General features: G+C 71.3%; 19 protein-coding genes and 1 tRNA gene. 12 read left to right on the forward strand and 8 right to left on the reverse strand.

Annotation, left to right across the window (positions count from 1 at the left end; translation table 11 throughout):
- Window positions 1-91: 91 nt before the first annotated feature.
- The 5 genes from B085_RS0117650 to B085_RS0117670 all read left to right on the forward strand — a co-directional run bounded on the left by B085_RS0117650 (window position 92) and on the right by B085_RS0117670 (window position 5641).
- The gene (locus B085_RS0117650) at window positions 92-1591 is read left to right on the forward strand and encodes a potassium/proton antiporter (protein ID WP_078619934.1); all 1500 of its coding nucleotides are present in this window, start codon (window positions 92-94) and stop codon (window positions 1589-1591) included.
- A gap of 301 nt (window positions 1592-1892) precedes the next feature.
- A complete protein-coding gene (locus tag B085_RS42770; RefSeq protein WP_051102099.1) occupies window positions 1893-3146 on the forward strand; it encodes an MFS transporter in 1254 nt (417 codons plus the stop codon).
- A 66-nt stretch (window positions 3147-3212) separates the two neighbouring features.
- Window positions 3213-3533: an FmdB family zinc ribbon protein gene (locus tag B085_RS0117660; protein WP_018559898.1), complete on the forward strand. Its 321-nt coding sequence runs from the start codon at window positions 3213-3215 to the stop codon at window positions 3531-3533.
- Between the two features lie 121 nt (window positions 3534-3654).
- Window positions 3655-4668: a zinc-dependent alcohol dehydrogenase family protein gene (locus B085_RS0117665; RefSeq protein ID WP_037731851.1), complete on the forward strand. Its 1014-nt coding sequence runs from the start codon at window positions 3655-3657 to the stop codon at window positions 4666-4668.
- Window positions 4669-4780: 112 nt separating this feature from the next.
- The gene (locus B085_RS0117670; protein WP_018559900.1) at window positions 4781-5641 is read left to right on the forward strand and encodes a universal stress protein; all 861 of its coding nucleotides are present in this window, start codon (window positions 4781-4783) and stop codon (window positions 5639-5641) included.
- Between the two features lie 74 nt (window positions 5642-5715).
- Here the strand turns inward: B085_RS0117670 and B085_RS0117675 are convergent, their stop codons facing one another.
- On the reverse strand, window positions 5716-6408 hold the full coding sequence (locus B085_RS0117675) for a pyridoxamine 5'-phosphate oxidase family protein (protein ID WP_026251146.1): 693 nt from the start codon (window positions 6406-6408) through the stop codon (window positions 5716-5718).
- 398 nt (window positions 6409-6806) lie between these two features.
- Between B085_RS0117675 and B085_RS0117680 the strand changes: the two genes are divergently transcribed.
- Window positions 6807-7241, forward strand: a complete 435-nt coding sequence (locus B085_RS0117680) for a hypothetical protein (RefSeq protein WP_018559902.1) — start codon at window positions 6807-6809, stop codon at window positions 7239-7241.
- A 187-nt stretch (window positions 7242-7428) separates the two neighbouring features.
- On the forward strand, window positions 7429-7908 hold the full coding sequence (gene mscL, locus B085_RS42775) for a large conductance mechanosensitive channel protein MscL (RefSeq protein WP_018559903.1): 480 nt from the start codon (window positions 7429-7431) through the stop codon (window positions 7906-7908).
- Between the two features lie 12 nt (window positions 7909-7920).
- Here mscL and B085_RS0117690 read toward each other — a convergent pair whose 3' ends face one another.
- Together B085_RS0117690 and B085_RS0117695 are read right to left on the reverse strand one after the other, a co-directional pair.
- The gene (locus B085_RS0117690; protein ID WP_018559904.1) at window positions 7921-8127 is read right to left on the reverse strand and encodes a hypothetical protein; all 207 of its coding nucleotides are present in this window, start codon (window positions 8125-8127) and stop codon (window positions 7921-7923) included.
- Window positions 8128-8309: 182 nt separating this feature from the next.
- The gene (locus tag B085_RS0117695; RefSeq protein WP_026251148.1) at window positions 8310-9296 is read right to left on the reverse strand and encodes a sigma-70 family RNA polymerase sigma factor; all 987 of its coding nucleotides are present in this window, start codon (window positions 9294-9296) and stop codon (window positions 8310-8312) included.
- Window positions 9297-9484: 188 nt separating this feature from the next.
- Here B085_RS0117695 and B085_RS0117700 point away from each other — a divergent pair, with 188 nt between their 5' ends.
- On the forward strand, window positions 9485-10012 hold the full coding sequence (locus tag B085_RS0117700; RefSeq protein ID WP_018559906.1) for a GNAT family N-acetyltransferase: 528 nt from the start codon (window positions 9485-9487) through the stop codon (window positions 10010-10012).
- Between the two features lie 10 nt (window positions 10013-10022).
- Here the strand turns inward: B085_RS0117700 and B085_RS0117705 are convergent, their stop codons facing one another.
- A complete protein-coding gene (locus B085_RS0117705; RefSeq protein ID WP_018559907.1) occupies window positions 10023-10526 on the reverse strand; it encodes a MarR family winged helix-turn-helix transcriptional regulator in 504 nt (167 codons plus the stop codon).
- 98 nt (window positions 10527-10624) lie between these two features.
- Between B085_RS0117705 and B085_RS0117710 the strand changes: the two genes are divergently transcribed.
- Both B085_RS0117710 and B085_RS0117715 read left to right on the forward strand, forming a co-directional pair.
- Window positions 10625-11293, forward strand: a complete 669-nt coding sequence (locus tag B085_RS0117710; protein ID WP_018559908.1) for a GTP cyclohydrolase II — start codon at window positions 10625-10627, stop codon at window positions 11291-11293.
- Between the two features lie 11 nt (window positions 11294-11304).
- Window positions 11305-12072, forward strand: coding sequence for a dioxygenase (locus B085_RS0117715; protein ID WP_018559909.1), 768 nt, complete (start codon window positions 11305-11307; stop codon window positions 12070-12072).
- A 97-nt stretch (window positions 12073-12169) separates the two neighbouring features.
- Here the strand turns inward: B085_RS0117715 and B085_RS0117720 are convergent, their stop codons facing one another.
- From B085_RS0117720 to B085_RS0117730, 3 genes are all read right to left on the reverse strand, one after another.
- Complete coding sequence (locus B085_RS0117720; RefSeq protein WP_037731854.1) at window positions 12170-13681, reverse strand: MFS transporter; 1512 nt, start codon at window positions 13679-13681, stop codon at window positions 12170-12172.
- Between the two features lie 121 nt (window positions 13682-13802).
- A complete protein-coding gene (locus tag B085_RS0117725; RefSeq protein WP_026251151.1) occupies window positions 13803-14435 on the reverse strand; it encodes a TetR/AcrR family transcriptional regulator in 633 nt (210 codons plus the stop codon).
- A 251-nt stretch (window positions 14436-14686) separates the two neighbouring features.
- The gene (locus B085_RS0117730; RefSeq protein WP_018559912.1) at window positions 14687-15097 is read right to left on the reverse strand and encodes an organic hydroperoxide resistance protein; all 411 of its coding nucleotides are present in this window, start codon (window positions 15095-15097) and stop codon (window positions 14687-14689) included.
- Between the two features lie 103 nt (window positions 15098-15200).
- On the opposite strand from B085_RS0117730, the gene B085_RS0117735 reads away from it, so the two are divergent.
- Entirely contained in the window at window positions 15201-15683 is a 483-nt protein-coding gene (locus B085_RS0117735) for a MarR family winged helix-turn-helix transcriptional regulator (protein WP_018559913.1), read from the forward strand.
- A gap of 88 nt (window positions 15684-15771) precedes the next feature.
- Window positions 15772-15844 (forward strand) — tRNA-Arg (locus B085_RS0117740).
- A 93-nt stretch (window positions 15845-15937) separates the two neighbouring features.
- Here B085_RS0117740 and B085_RS0117745 read toward each other — a convergent pair.
- Entirely contained in the window at window positions 15938-16255 is a 318-nt protein-coding gene (locus B085_RS0117745; RefSeq protein ID WP_037731908.1) for a hypothetical protein, read from the reverse strand.
- Between the last annotated feature and the right edge of the window lie 162 nt (window positions 16256-16417).

Below are 16417 nucleotides of genomic sequence, written 5' to 3' on the forward strand. Positions count from 1 at the left end.
GGTGTCCTGACCTGTGGACGGAGATCGCCACAACCCCAAGCACAGGTAAAATATTAGGTAAGGCAATGAACTTCGTTGAAAGGACCGGCTCCTGACTGTCGACCGCCTCAATGAACTCCTGCTGGTGTGCGCCCTCGTGCTGCTCATAGCGGTGATCGCCGTGCGCCTCTCCTCGCGCAGCGGCCTCCCCAGCCTGCTCCTCTACCTGGGCATTGGGGTCGCGATAGGACAGGACGGACTGGGAGTCGCCTTCGATAATGCCGAATTGACCCAGGTGTTGGGATATGCCGCACTTGTGGTGATTCTTGCCGAGGGTGGTCTCGGCACCCAGTGGCGGGAGATCAAACCGGCGGTCCCGGCGGCGGCGGTCCTCGCGACCCTCGGCATCGCGGTCAGCGTCGGCATCACGGCGTCGGCGGGGCACTACCTCGTCGGGTTGGACTGGCGGCAGGCGCTCCTCATCGGCGCGGTCGTCTCGTCCACCGACGCGGCGGCCGTCTTCTCGGTGCTGCGCAGGGTGCCGCTGCCGAGCCGGGTGACCGGTGTGCTCGAAGCGGAGTCCGGGTTCAACGACGCCCCGGTGGTCATCCTGGTCGTCGCCTTCTCCGAGCACTGGCCCGTGCACAACTGGGGCGTGCTGCTGGGCGAGATCGCCCTGGAGCTGGCCATCGGCGCCGCGGTCGGCCTGGCCGTGGGCATGCTCGGCGCGTTCGCGATGCGCCATGTCGCGCTGCCCGCCTCGGGCCTCTACCCGATCGCGGTCCTGGCGATCGCCGTCCTCGCCTACGCGGGCGGGGCGCTCGCGCACGGTTCGGGCTTCCTCGCCGTGTACGTCGCCTCCGTCGTACTGGGCAACGCCAAGCTCCCCCACCGCCCGGCCACCCGGGGCTTCGCCGAAGGGCTGGCCTGGCTGGCGCAGATCGGCCTGTTCGTACTGCTGGGGCTGCTGGTGACCCCGCACGAACTCGGCGACGACATCGTGCCGGCGCTCGTGGTCGGCCTGGTCCTGACAGTGGTGGCGCGGCCCCTGTCGGTGACGGCGAGCCTGCTGCCGTTCCGGACGCCGTTCCGCGACCAGGTGCTGCTGTCCTGGGCAGGGTTGCGCGGGGCGGTGCCCATCGTCCTCGCCACGATCCCGATGGTGGCGGGCGTCCGGCAGAGCGAGCGCATCTTCAACATCGTCTTCGTCCTGGTGATCGTCTACACGCTCGTGCAGGGCCCGACGCTGCCCTGGGTGGCCCGCAGACTCCGCCTCGGGGACCCGGGGGCCGCGGAGGACCTGGGGATCGAGTCGGCGCCCCTGGAGCGGCTGCGGGGGCACCTGCTGTCGATGCGGATCCCACCGCACTCGCGGATGCACGGCGTGGAGGTCGGCGAACTGCGGCTGCCACCGGGTGCGGCCGTCACCCTGGTCGTCCGCGAGGGCAAGAGCTTCGTCCCGCTGCCGACGACGGTGCTGCGGCACGGTGACGAACTTCTCGTCGTCGCCACCGACCCGGTGCGGGACAAGGCGGAGGCGCGGCTGCGGGCGGTGGGACGCGGCGGCAAGCTGGCCGGATGGCTGGAATCGGGCGGTGGGGCCGGCCGTTAACATGGCTGTCGACAGTCACCACCAACTCTGTCTGATGCAGAGCTGGCGCGACCGCCCGGCGGCCGGACAGATCCGGTATCTACCTCGGTCATGCGCGAGAGGACAGCTCTCGGCGCACAGGAACGCGACCAGGCGTCCAGGGTGCGCTACCAGGCGGCGGAAAGGCCCGGCCGTGGGATCCACGGTCACTCGTACGTCCCGCTCGTCCCGAGCGTCCCGAGCATCCCGTTCGTCCCGCTCGTCCTTCCCTTCGGGCTCCTCCCGCCGTTCCCGCGGCGCGGGGCGCCCGGGATACGGGCAACTGCTGCGCACGCCCGGTGCGTGGGCCTTCCTGCTGCCCGGGTTCGCCGCGCGCCAGCCCTTCGCGATGCTGACCATCGGCATCGTGCTGCTGGTGCAGCACACCACCGGCTCCTACGGCACCGCCGGTGCCGTCTCGGCCGTCACCGGCGTCTCCATGGCGCTGTTCGCCCCGCAGAGCGGCAAGCTCTCCGACCGCTTCGGCCAGGGCGCCGTGCTGCTGCCCGGGGTGATCGTCCACTCGGCGTCCGGGACGCTGCTCGCCGTCCTCGCACTGGCGCACGCGCCGCTGTGGGCGCTGCTGGCGGTGGCGGTGCCCACCGGCGCCTCGGTGCCGCAGGTCGGGCCCATGGTGCGGGCCCGTTGGGCGGCCACCCTGCCGGCCGGGTCGCCGCTGCTGCAGACGGCGGCGGCCTTCGAGTCGGTCACCGACGAGTTCACCTTCGTCATCGGGCCGGTGCTGGCCACGGCGCTGGCCACCGGGGTGCACCCGGCGGCCGGGCTACTGTCCGAGGCCGTGCTGACGCTGGCCGGCGGCCTGCTCTTCGCCGCCCAGCGGCGGACCGCCCCCGCCCCGGCCCGGGCCGTCCCGGGAGGCCGGGAGCGCCGGGCCTCGGCGCTGACCGTGCCGGGCGTACGGGTGCTGGCCGTGGCGTTCCTCGGCATCGGCGCCGTCTTCGGCGGCATGCAGGTCTCCATGACGGCCTTCACGGAGGAGATCGGGCGGCCCGGCATCAACGGCCTGCTCTACGGGACCTTCGCTGCCGGCAACATGCTCGCGGGGCTCGCATGCGGCGCCGTCGCCTGGAAGTCCGGGCCCAAGCGGCGCATGCTCGTCGGCTACACGGCGCTGACCCTGGCCACCTCGATGCTGTGGGCGGCGCACGCCGTGCCGCTGCTGGGCGGGCTCGGGCTGTTGGTCGGGCTCACCATCGCCCCGGCCCTGATCACCGGCTACACCCTGGTCGAGTCGCTGGTGCCCGCGGGGGTCCGCACGGAGGCGTTCACCTGGCTGACCGGCGCGGTGGCGCTGGGCCAGGCTGCGGCCGCCACCGCCGCCGGACGGCTGGCCGACGGGATCGGGGCGAGTGCCGGGTTCACCGTGCCGCTGGTGGGCACCGCGCTGGCCCTCGTCACGCTGGCGGCACTGCGCGAACGGCTCGCGTCGCGGCCGTCCGAAGTGGTCGCGGCACGCGGTGACGGCACCGGCCGCGGCAGTGGCATCGGTCACCGAGAGCCGGTCGCGGTGGACTGACGACGCGGAATGCTGCACTATTGACCGTCGTTAGCACTCAATGAATCAGAGTGCCAGGAGGAGCAAGTGCCGACGTACCAGTACCAGTGCACCGCCTGCGGCGAGGGCCTCGAGGCGGTGCAGAAGTTCACCGACGACCCGCTGACCGAGTGCCCGGCGTGCAACGGCCGGCTCCGCAAAGTCTTCTCCGCGGTCGGCGTCGTCTTCAAGGGATCCGGTTTCTACCGGACGGACAGCCGCGGCTCGTCGTCCAGCAGCACCCCGGCCGCCAAGAGCGGCGGCTCGGAGTCGAAGTCCTCTTCCGACTCCAAGAGCAGCAGCTCGGCCGGCTCCTCCAGCGGTTCCACCAGCGGCAGCGGCAGCGCGGCGAGCACCTCGGCCGCCTGAGCGGAGCCCACGGCACCATCGCCTGGTGAAGGCCCCCGTCGCGGCCGACGGGGGCCTTCTGCATGCCCGCGGGACCCGTTTCGTGCTGCAGCGCCGAGGCCTCCGGTCGCAGACTGGAGACATGCTGAGTGGTTGGGTCGTAGACCGGCCCGGGCCCATGATCACGGAGCCGCTGGTACGGGTCGGGCGCCCCAAGCCGGTGCCCGGACCGCATGAACTCCTGCTGCGTGTGGAGGCGTGCGGCGTCTGCCGTACCGACCTGCACCTGGCGGAGGGTGATCTGCCGCCGCACCGGCGCGAGACAGTCCCCGGGCACGAGGTGGTCGGGCGGGTCATCGGCACCGGCGAGCTCGCCGGCCGCTTCGCCGAGGGCGACCGGGTGGGCGTCGCCTGGCTCCGCGGCACCTGCGGGAGCTGCGCCTACTGCCTGACCAAACGCGAGAACCTGTGCCCGTACTCGCTCTACACCGGCTGGGACGCAGACGGCGGCTTCGCCGACTTCACCTCCGTACCCGAGGACTACGCCTACGCGCTGCCCGAGGACGCCGACGGCCGCGACGCCGTGCACCTGGCGCCCCTGCTGTGCGCGGGCATCATCGGCTACCGCGCGCTGCGGCGCAGCGACCTGCCGGCGGGCGGCCGGCTGGGCATCTACGGCTTCGGCGCCTCCGCGCACATCGCCGCCCAGGTCGCGCTGGCCGAGGGCGCCACCGTGCATGTGCTGACCCGGTCGGAGCGGGCGCGGGAACTCGCGCTGGAGCTCGGCGCCGCCTCCGCGGGGGCGGCGGCGGAGCGGCCGCCGGAGCCGCTGGACGCGGCCATCCTCTTCGCGCCGGTCGGCGACCTGGTGCCGCCGGCGCTGGAGGCCCTGGACCGGGGCGGGACGCTGGCGATCGCGGGCATCCACCTCACCGACATCCCGGCACTGAACTACCAGCGGCATCTGTTCCAGGAGCGCAATCTGCGCAGCGTCACCTCCAACACACGACAGGACGGACAGGAGTTCCTGGCCCTGGCCGCCCGGATCGGGATCCGGGTGACCGCCACCCCCTATCCCCTCGACCACGCGGACCGGGCGCTGTCCGACCTGGCCGCCGACCGCGTCAACGGTGCGGCGGTGCTGGTGCCGGACTGAGTGGTGGGCCGGTGGGGACGGGGTGGGGAGGGGACCGGGTGGGGTGGACGGGCGGGGGGACGGGGTGGGGGGACGGAGGGGAGCGGAGCGACAGCGACAAGGAGGCACCGCCATGGACACCAGCCACGGACCGGTCGTGGTCGGCACGGACGGCTCGCTCCACGCCACCGCCGCGGTGATGTGGGCCGCCGGTGAGGCCGTGCTGCGTGATCGCCCGCTGCACATCCTGCACGCGACCGGCCTCGACACCCGTTCCGGCAGGAACCTGTCTCCCGAGACCGCACAGCTGGTCCTCGACAGCGGACGCGCGTTGCTGGACGAAGCGGCGGCATCGGCGACCGCACGCTACCCGGACCTGGCGGTCTCGACCTCGCTCGGCAAGGGCAAACCGGCCGACACCCTGCTGGAACAGTCCGGCTCCAAGAGCCTGACCGTCGTCGGCTGCCGTGGACGCGGTGGCTTCCACGCGCTGCTGCTGGGCTCGGTCGGGCTTCGCGTGGCCTCCCATGCGCACGGGCCCGTGGTCGTCGTGCGGGGCAGCGAGCAGCCGTCCACCGGTGTCGTCCTGGCCGGTATCCGGGACGAGACCGATCTGGCCACCGTGCGCTTCGCCGCCGACGAGGCCCGCCTGCGGAAGGCCACCCTGCGGCTCCTCACCGCGTGGAGCCTGCTCGGGGCGGTGGGCGAGATGGTGCCCGGTCTGGACGACGCCACGTCGGTCGGCGACCGGGAGGCGGCCACGGAGCAGATCGTCGCCGACACGATCCGCGAGGAGTACCCGGACCTGACCGTGACCGTGGACCTGGTCGAGGCCTCCTCCGCCAGCGGCGCCCTGGTGGATGCCTCGGCCCATGCCGATCTGCTCGTCGCGGGTGCCCGGCGGCACCAGCGCGGCGGTGGCCGGCTGGCCCATGTGACCCATGCCGTGCTCCACCACGCCCACTGCCCCGTGGCGGTGTTCCACCACGTCTGAACGTCTGTGCCCGTGCCCGACCGAGCGCTCCCGACGGGCCCCTCGACGGGCCTCGGCAGCTTCGGCGCCACCGCCTACACGGTGCGTATGAGACTGCCGGTGACATGGGTGGGGACGATGCGTATCCACAGATCGTCCTCACCCCCGGACCACGGGCCAGGGTGGGTCTCCAGAGCGCGAGTGTCCTCGGGATCGACGACGTGTTCGGCAACCCCGAGCACGAGCACGCTCCATCCCGCACTGAGGCAGGCGTCGAGCTGGTCGACCTCGAAGGCGATCTCGCTGCCCTTGGCGAGGGACGGAGGCGCGTCCGGGGCCGTGCGGTAGACGATGGCCCTGTCCACGACCGCGTAGTTCACCGGGACGACCGCGGGGTGACCGCTGCCGGTGGTGAGCGCGATCCTGCCGACGTCATGGCCGGACAGCCGGGTCCAGCACTCCTGAGAGGGCATCTCCTCCATCACCGGCGGACCGACGGTCTCCGTCTCCCCCGGCAGGTGCTCGGCGTCACCTCCCAGCAGATGGCTGGCGGTGGTCCGCAATGCGCCCGCGAGCCGGAGCAGGGCATTGGTCCCGATGGTGTGGTGACACTGCTCCTCCACGTACCGCACATAGCTTGGCGTCATGCCGGCCTTGGCAGCCACCTCCTCGCGGCTAAGCCCCAGTTGCTCCCGCCGCTGTGCGACGCGACGGCTGACGTCCCCCGGATGGGCTCTCGACCTTTCGGACGGGCCGTCGCGCAATGAGTGCCTGGGCACGTCGACCACCTCCCGCTCTCGGGCTCGGACGCTTCTGTTCGTTACCAGCAAGCACACCACCGCGAGCGCCGAGCCGCCAGACCCTTCCGGCTCATCCCCTCGAACGGGTGACCGAGTTATCCACAACCGGTCAGTACTCCACAGGCCGCCGAGGGGCCTCGACGCGATGCGTCATGGTGGTCCTGCCAGGCCGGATGCGCCGGTGGGCGAAAGGCCCGATGACGGGGGTGGTTGAGATGGTGGACAGCGGTGGTGCCAGGCTGTGGACGGACGGTGGCGGCGTTTCGGTCCCACCGGCGGGTGCGGGGACGGGAGCGCCCGCCCCGTGCGCGGTCCCGGTGTTCGCGCCGATCAGGGCGGGCGGCGGGCGCCACCGGTTGCGCCGGGCGCTGCGCAGGCGGAGGCGGATGATGGCCACGGGCCTGGCGATGACGGCGGCCGCGCTGGCCGCCGCGGCGCCCCGTACGGATCCGCAGTCCGGACGGCCGGAGCGGGAAGGATCCGCTCCCACCGCCGCTGCCGGCCGGGACATGGTGCGGGCGCCGGTGCGCATCGCGGACGCGGCGGCGGCCGGGCTGGTGCGGCCCGGCGACCGGGTGGACATCCTCGCCGCGGCGCGCGTGGTGGCCCGCGGGGCGCCCGTGGTGGCGGTGCCCTCCCCCGCCTCCGGGGGCCAGGGCGTCCCGCCGGCCGGCATGGACGGGATCGGGAGCCGGGGCGGGGGCGGCTTCGGCGGCGGGATCGGTGACGGCGCGCTGATCGTGCTGTCGGTCCCGCCCGGGACGGCGGCCGCGCTGTCCGGCGCCGCTGCCACCTCGCCCCTGGCGGTGGCGCTGCGCTAGCCGTGCGCCGTGAGAAAGGCAACCGGCGGGGAGGGCCGCGGCGCGCACCCCTTACTCTCGGAGGCCGAACCGCTCAACCACCTCCGTCACGGCCGGCTTTCACGCCGGCAGTGCCCGGCGGAGACCACCCGCCCCACGGGTCCCCCGGGCCGAACTGCACGGTCGTTCTTCGAAAGGAAATCGTCCCTTGAAGGGCTTCAAAGCCTTCCTACTGCGTGGCAACGTCGTCGAGCTCGCTGTGGCGGTCGTCGTCGGCGCCGCGTTCAGCAAGATCGTCGACGCGTTCGTGAAGGGCCTCATCAATCCGGTGATCGGTGCCATCGGCACCAAGAACCTCGACGGTTACATCCTCTGCATCGAGCCGCCCTGCACCGTCGTCAACGGCGAGCTCAAGCAGGGTGTGGGTCTCCTGTGGGGCGCGGTCGCCGGCGCGGCGCTGACGTTCCTCATCACGGCCGCGGTCGTGTACTTCCTGCTGATCCTGCCGATGAACAAGCTCAACGACCGGCGCAAGGCGGGCAAGGAGGACGCGGTGACCGGCCCGACGGAGCTGGAGCTGCTGACCGAGATACGCGATCTGCTCGCGCGCCAGCAGCAGGGCCACGGCGGCGCACCGAGCGTCCCCTCCCCCTACGGCCACGGCGGCACCAACCGGACGCATCAATAGCGGCCGTCCGCCTCAGATGTGGTGCGGGGGCTTCTCGTCGAGGAAGCGCGCGAGATCTCCCGCACCACCCTGGCCGGGGCGCTCGCCCCAGCCGGTGTCGGTGTCGTCGGACGACTGACGGTCCAGCGGGTCGTCGAAGACCAGCGCCGCCGGCTCGCGCGGCGCTCGTGGGGCGGGGGCCGCTGCGGGCCCGTTAGTGGGGTCGGGGGTGCTGCTCATGCCGTCCAGGGTACGGGGCGGTCCGCCGCGCCCGGCCACGACGAGGGCCCGGCCGCACGTACGCGGGCGACGCGCGACCGGGCCAACCCGGGAAGAGGGTCGAGCCCCGGCACAGGGGGGTGGCACCGGGGCTCGAGTCTGTGGGTGGTGACGCGGGCGCCGGCAAGGGCGCCCGCTCGGGGTCAGGCCGCCTCGATGGACAGCCCTGTCGCACGCGCCATGCGCTTGAGGTCCGCAAGCGCGTGCTTCTCGATCTGCCGGATCCGCTCACGCGTCAGCCCGTGCTGCTTGCCGACCTCCGTCAGCGTGCGCTCGCGGCCGTCCACGATCCCGTACCGCGCCCGGATGATGGACGCCGTCCGGTCGTCGAGCCGGTCGATCAGATCCTCCAGTTCCTCACGCCGCAGCATGACGAGCACGGAGTCCTCCGGCGAGGCCGCCGAGGTGTCCTCGACCAGATCGCCGAACTGGGTCTCGCCCTCGTCGTCCACCGCCATGTTCAGGCTCACCGGGTCGCGTGCCCAGTCGAGTACGTCGGAGATCCGTTCCGGGGTGGAGCCGAGCTCCGCGGCGATCTCCGCGGGCTCCGGGTCACGCCCGTGCTCGCGGTTGAACTCGCGCTGCACCCTGCGCACCCGCCCCAGCTCCTCCACCAGGTGGACGGGGAGCCGGATGGTGCGCGACTGGTCCGCGATGGACCGGGTGATCGCCTGACGGATCCACCACGTCGCGTACGTGGAGAACTTGAAGCCCTTGCTGTAGTCGAACTTCTCGACGGCGCGTACCAGGCCTGCGTTGCCCTCCTGGATCAGGTCGAGCAGCGGCAGGCCGCTGCGCGGATAACGTCGCGCGACGGCGACGACCAGGCGCAGGTTCGAACGGATGAAGACGTCCTTGGCCCGCGCACCCGCGGCGGCTATCGCTTCCAGTTCCTCTCGGTCGGCGTCCGCTCCCTGACCCAGCTCCTCGCCCGCGAGGAGCTGCTCGGCGTAGACACCGGCCTCGATCGCCCTGGAAAGCTCGACTTCCTGCGCGGCGTCCAGCAGCGGCGTACGCGCGATCTCGTCGAGGTACATGCCGACCAGGTCGCGGTCGGCCATCTCGCCGTGGCCTGCGCGAGCGCTGCTCTTCCCGCCTGCGGTGCTGCGGGCGACGGCACGGGTTGCCATGCGTGCTCCCTTGCGAAGGTTCGGTCGGGTGTCGGATCGAATGAGCTGCCCTCCAGCAGCTTCACGCGTGCCTTTCGGCTGCCCACTCGAAAAGAGATAACGACTGGAATCCGGACACAATTCCCAGGCACAGCCCCGTTTTCTACGATCTTGCAGTACCCTGTCCGGCCACAGCCGGAGGTGGATCATTGTCCGAGCCCGTCGAAGTGCAGGTCAGACCGGGTGGCGAGGAGGACCTGAAGGCCCTCACCGACCTGTACAACCACTACGTCCGTGAGACGCCGATCACGTTCGACCTGGAGCCGTTGTCACTGGAACAGCGCCGCCCTTGGCTGCTCTCCCACCCGGAAGACGGACCACACCGCCTTTTGGTTGCCCACGGGACGAAACCCGACGGCACGCCGGGCCTGCTCGGATACGTCACGAGCAGCCCGTTCCGCCCGAAGGCCGCGTACTCCACCTCCGTGGAGACCTCCGTCTACTGCGCCCCGGAGGCCGGCGGCCGCGGCGTCGGCACCCTTCTCTACACGGCGCTCTTCGAGGCCCTGCGGGGCGAGGACGTGCACCGCGCCTACGCGGGCATCGCACAGCCCAACGCGGCGTCCGTCCGGCTGCACGCCCGCTTCGGCTTCCGCCCGCTGGGCGTCTACCGCGAGGTCGGCCGCAAGTTCGGCCGCTACTGGGACGTCGCCTGGTACGAGAAGGACCTGGACTGAGCCGGCACGGTCAGCGCAGCCAGGGCAGGTCGCCCACCACGCCGCTCTCCGGCTGGAGCCCCCCTGCGATGACCCGGCAGATCTCGCCGAGCTGACGCACCTGCTCCTCCGACAGCCGGTCGAAGATCGCCCCGCGCACCGCCTCCACATGGCCGGGAGCGGCCGCGGCGAGCGCCGCGAAACCCTCGTCGGTGAGGACCGCGAGCTGCCCGCGCCGGTCGGAGGGGCAGTTCTCACGACGGACCCACCCGTTCTCCTCCAGGCGGGAGATGGCGTGGGAGAGCCTGCTGCGCGTAATCTTCGAGCGTTCCGCCAGCTCCGTCATGCGCATCCGGCGGTCGGGGGTCTCCGAGAGCCACACCAGCAGCGAGTAGTACGCGTGCGGCATCCGCGCGTCGCGCTGGAGCTGCCGGTCGAGTGCGTCCGAGACCAACTGGGTGGACGCCATGTAAGCGCGCCAGGCGCGCTGCTCGTCCTCGCTCAGCCAGCGGGGCTCGGGAGCTCTCGTGGTCATGGTCCCACTCTACGGATTCAACCTTGAACTTTCAAGCAATTATCGATACCTTCCCCCTGCTAGCTTGAAACTTCAAGAAACCCAGGCGAGGCATCCGTATGACGAACGGCCCGACCGCCCCGACCGCCCCGACCGCCCCTGACGCAGCCCCCGCCCCGGCGCGCGCGGCCATTCGCACCCGGGTCCGGATCCCGCTGCGCTTCCCCGACGGCTGGGCCACCCCGGCCGACGTCTTCACCTTCACGGGCCTCACCGACGGCAAGGAGCACATCGCGCTCGGCCTGGGCGCCCACGGGGGCGCGACATCGCCGCTGGTCCGCCCGCACTCCGAGTGCCTCACGGGCGACGTCTTCGGCTCCGCGCGCTGCGACTGCGGCCCCCAACTGCGCGAGGCCGTGCAACGCATCGCCGAGACCGGCGGCTATCTGCTCTACCTCCGCCAGGAGGGCCGGGGCATCGGCCTGTACGCCAAGCTCGACGCGTACGCCCTTCAGGACGAGGGCCTGGACACCTTCGCCGCCAACCGCGCCCTCGGCCGCCTCGACGACGAACGCGACTACACCGCCGCCGCCCAGATGCTCGGCGCCCTCGGCGTCGACGCGATCCGCCTGCTCAGCAACAACCCCGACAAGGCGGAACAGCTGACCGCGCTCGGCGTCACGGTCACCGAGCGGGTGCCGACCGGGGTGCACCTGTCCGAGGACAACGTGCGCTACCTGCGCGCCAAGGCCGAGCACACCCACCACACCCTCGACCTCCCGGCCTGAGGAGGCCCACCATGCGCATGCCCGCCCTCTACCTCTCGCACGGCGCCCCGCCGCTCGCCGACGACCCCGTGTGGCCGGGCGAACTGGCCGCCTGGTCCGCCGGTCTCCCGCGCCCCGCGGCGATCCTCATGATCTCCGCGCACTGGGAGGAGGCCCCGCTCGCGCTCGGCGCCACCACCACCGTCCCGCTCGTGTACGACTTCTGGGGCTTCCCCCGCCACTACTACGAGGTGCGGTACGCGGCCCCGGGCGCGCCCGCCCTGGCCGAATCCGTCCACAAGCTGCTGCGCGCCGCGGGAACCCCCGTCCAGGACATCCCGGACCGGGGCCTGGACCACGGGGCGTACGTCCCACTCGTGGAGATGTACCCGGACGCCGACATCCCCGTGCTGCAGGTCTCGATGCCCACGCTCGACCCGCAGAAGCTGATGGACATCGGACGCAGGCTCGCCCCGCTGCGCGACGAGGGCGTGCTGATCATCGGCAGCGGCTTCTTCACGCACAACCTCGCCGCGCTGCGCCACGCCGGCGGGGTGCCGGGCTGGTCGGCGGAGTTCGACGACTGGGGGCACCGCGCGCTCGAGGCGCACGACGTGGACGCCCTGCTGGACTTCGAGCACAAGTCCCCCGCCGGGCGGCTCGCCCACCCGCGGACCGAGCACTTCGCCCCGCTCTTCGTCACCATGGGCGCCGCGGAGGACGACCTCGGCGACCAGCGCAGCGCCATCGACGGCTTCTGGATGGGTCTGGCCAAGCGGTCCGTGCAGTTCGGCCGGTAGTCTGCGCAACGCAACGGGAAGGGCCCCGCTTCCTCTCATGAAGCGGGGCCCTTCGCCGTGCTCGCCGTCCGGCGTGCCGTCGTCGTCGACGCGTCCGTCAGTGCGCGATCACCGGGACGGCGACGTCCTCCGCGCCCTCGGCGTCCTTGTTGCCGGACGCCGCGACCACGCCGCCGCCACCACCGGTGTTGACGAAGGTGAAGGCGATGAGCGCGGAGAGGGCCAGGATGCCGACCGCCCACCAGATCGCGGTGGAGTAGCCGTGCACGGCCGCGGCGTTGATGAAGCCCTGCTTGCCGAGCGTGCGGGCCTCGGCCGCGTGCGCGGCGACCCACGAGGTGGTCGCGCTGGCCGCGATCGTGTTCAGCAGCGCCGTACCGATGGCACCGCCGACCTGCTGCGAGGTGTTGACCATGGCGGAGGCGACACCCGCGTCACGGGGCTCGACACCGTGCGTGGCCAGGCTCATGGCCGGCATGAAGGCCGTACCCATGCCGAGGCCGAGCAGGATCTCCGCCGGCAGGATCAGGCCCGCGTACGAGCTGTCGACGGACAGCTGCGTCAGCAGCAGCATGCCCAGGCCCGCCACCAGGAAGCCCGGGGCCATCAGCAGGCGCGGACGGACGCGGGTCATCAGGCGCGCGCCGATCTGCGTCGAGCCGGTGATCATGCCCGCGATCATCGGGAGGAAGGCGAAGCCGGTCTTCAGCGCGGAGTAGCCCTGGACGACCTGCAGGTAGTAGGTGAGGAAGAGGAACAGGCCGAACATCGCGATGATGGCCAGACCCAGCGAGAGGTAGACACCACCGCGGTTGCGGTCGGTCACCACGCGCAGCGGCAGCAGCGGGGCCTTCACGCGGGCCTCGACGACCACGAACGCGATGAGCAGCACGGCCGAGGCCACGAACAGGCCGATCGTGGTGCCCTCGCTCCAGCCGTGGGTCTCGGCGCGGGTGAAGCCGTAGACCAGGGAGACCAGGCCCGTGGTGGCGAGCACGACACCGGGGATGTCCAGGCCGCTGCTGTTGCGGCTGCCGGCCGGCTCCTGGACGAAGCGCAGGGCACCGAACACGGCGACGGCGGCGAAGGGGATGTTGACGAAGAAGGTCCAGCGCCAGTCCAGGTACTCGGTGAGCACACCGCCGAGGATCAGACCGACGGCACCGCCACCACCGGCGATGGCGCCGTAGATGCCGAACGCCTTGGCGCGCTCCTTGGCCTCGGTGAACATCACCGCGAGGAGCGACAGCGCGGCCGGCGCGAGCAGCGCGCCGAAGGCACCCTGCAGCGCGCGGGCACCGAAGAGAACCCCTTCGTTGGCCGCGGCGCCGCCGATCGCGGAGGCGGCGGCGAAGCCGATCAGGCCGGTGACGAAGGTGCGGCGGCGGCCCCACAGGTCGGCGATGCGTCCGCCGAAGAGCAGCAGGCCACCGAAGACGAGCGCGTAGGCCGTGATGACCCACTGCTTGTTGGCGTCCGAGATGCCCAGGTCGGTCTGGGCGGAGGGCAGGGCGATGTTCACGATGGTGCCGTCGAGGACGACCATCAGCTGGGCTATCGCGATGAAGGCCAACGCCTTCCAGCGCTGGGCGTGTGCCAGATCAGGCATGGGTGAACTCACTAACGGTACGAAGAGATGACGACATTGAAGACGAAGAGGACAGACGGTACGTAACAGAAATGTTGTGGGCGAGTGAATTACGCGAGGGCGCCCGTTCGGCAGGCGGAGTTCAGCGACATTGCCGAAGGTCCTCGAAAGTGGCGGAGTCACCCGGGAGTTCGGAGCGAGCCGGCGCCTGCAGGCCGTCCACGAACAACTGCAGATGACGGCGGATGAAGCGCTCCATGCTGCCGCAGTGCTTACCGGGCAGCGGCCGCGTCAGCTGGCTGACGGCCACCATCACGTCGCCGACGTCGATGTCGGTACGGAGCCGCCCGGACCGCCTCCCGGCGGCCATCAGCTCCTCGATCGCGCGCTCCAAGCGTACGCGGCCCTCCTCGAGCCGCGGATCCCCCTTGCCGAATCCGGTGGAGAGCATCGGACACAGCGCGCCCACACGCTCGTCGGCCGCCTCGTGCACGAAGCGGCGCAGCGCGTCGAAGGCGTCCGGCTCCTGCGCCAGCGCCTCCTCGGCCCGCTGGGTGATCCGGTCCATCACCGACAGGGCCACCTGGAGCGAGAGCTCCTGGCGGTCGGCGAAGTGCCGGTAGACGGTGGCGTTGCCCACGCCGGCCCGCTTGGCGATCTCGTCGAGCGGGGCGTCGGTGCCGTGCTCCAGGAGCGCCTCGCGGGCGGCGACGATGATCCGCTCGCGGTTGCGCGTGGCGTCCGCGCGGAGCTTCACTGCGGCGGCTACTGCCATGGCGGGCACTCCTTTCTGTCCTTCGGTGGCGCTCGGTTCCGGGGAGCGAGTCCCCGTTTGTGCGACGTAGGTGTAAACGGGGAGCCGTTCCCCGGATATTTCGGCGCCGCTTGTGAGCTGAGTCACAGGCAACGGGGGCGGACGCGGAGCCGCTTGGCAGCACCCGCCCCACCGGCCCCGCACGCACGGGAAGGGCCCCGGACGCTACCGCGCGCCCGGGGCCCTTCCACACTTTCCGATACCTGCTCCGCTTACTCCACGACGAGCTCGACCGGGATGTTGCCCCGGGTCGCCTTGGAGTAGGGGCAGACCTGGTGGGCCTGCTCGATCAGCGCGCGGCCGGCCTCGTTCTCAAGCTCCGACGGCAGCTCGGCGCGGAGCACGACCGCCAGGCCGAAGCTCGTGTCGTCCTTGCCGATGGTCACCTCGGCCGTCACGGAGATCTCGCTGGTGTCCACCTTCGCCTGCCGCCCGACCAGGGCGAGGGCGCTGGCGAAACACGCGGCGTAGCCGGCCGCGAAGAGCTGCTCGGGGTTGGTGCCCTGACCGTTGCCACCGAGCGCCGGCGGCATGGCGAGCGCCAGGTCGAGCTGTCCGTCGGAGCTGACGGCACGCCCGTCACGGCCGTTGGCGGTGGCGACGGCGGTGTACAGCGGGTCCATGAGACATCCTCTTTCGATCGGTTGCGATCCCGTTGACGACAAGTAGAGCACACAATCGAGTTGTGCACAACTAAAACGTGGACGGCCGAGCTACCCTGTAGCCATGACCGCCACCGCGCCCGCCCGTGCCGGGGACCACCTCCGGCTCGAGAACCAGATCTGCTTCTCCCTGCACGCCGCCTCGCGCGCCTTCGGCGGCGTCTACCGCGTCGTGCTCAAGGACCTCGGCCTCACCTACCCCCAGTACCTGGTGATGCTCGTGCTCTGGGAGCACGGCGCCCTGCCGGTCAAGAAGATCGGTGAGCACCTGCGCCTCGACTCGGGCACCCTCTCCCCTCTTCTCAAGCGCCTCGAGGCCACCGGCCTCGTCCGCCGCGAGCGCTCCGCCGACGACGAGCGCTCCGTCACGGTCCACCTCACCGAGGCCGGCACGGCGCTCCACGACAAGGCCCTCCAGATCCCGCGCCGCATCTCCGCGGCCACGGGCCTCGGCCTGGACGAGATCAACGACCTGCGCACCCGCGTCGACCGCCTCACCGCCGCCCTCACCGCGGCCGACCTCGACGACGGCCCGCCCTGCGGCTGACACCCCTGGCGCGGCGCCACACCCCCCGGGGCCGGAGCAATCGCCGGCACACCCCTGATCCGCATCCGCTAGGCTGTCCCACGCTTCCGCCTCAGTAGCTCAGGGGATAGAGCACCGCTCTCCTAAAGCGGGTGTCGCAGGTTCGAATCCTGCCTGGGGCACATGGCGAAGGGCCAGTTCAGGGGGTTGACCCCCCGGAACTGGCCCTTTCTTGTGATCACGGCCGTGCCACATGCGTGCCACAAGGTCCACCACTACCAAACCTGTCGCGAGCCGAGTGGCTGGGCCGCCTTTGCTTCGTAGGCGGTTAGGATCAGGCCCGTACCGTCCCCGGCCACGACGTTGACCATGAGCGTGCCTCGTGCGTCGAAGCGCAGGGTGAAGACTGGATCGAGGTCCATGAGAAAGCCGAAGAGCTCCTGGTCGTCCTCAGTCAGGGGAGGATCGATGACAGCATCAGAGGTCCATTCCGCGCCGGTAACACGGACCGAGACCCGCACACCGAAGGCCCCCAAGCAGGTCGACGGATTGGCCCACCATTCGAGCGTCGCAGAACCCTCCCAGCTGTCCATCGCCCGAGTATCGCGTACGCCTTGCTGGCCACGCATCGACGTTTCAGCTCAGGACCACAAGATCAAGTGACGAGCCCTAAGAAGCTGTTGTCTTTCCGCAGGTGATCGCTGCGTTTCCGCTGGTCAGGCATGATGTCGGTGGTTCGGCGGCAGGGATGACGT

Origin of the sequence: Streptomyces sp. BoleA5, from assembly GCF_000373665.1 — a bacterium.
Taxonomy (GTDB): Bacteria; Actinomycetota; Actinomycetes; order Streptomycetales; family Streptomycetaceae; genus Actinacidiphila.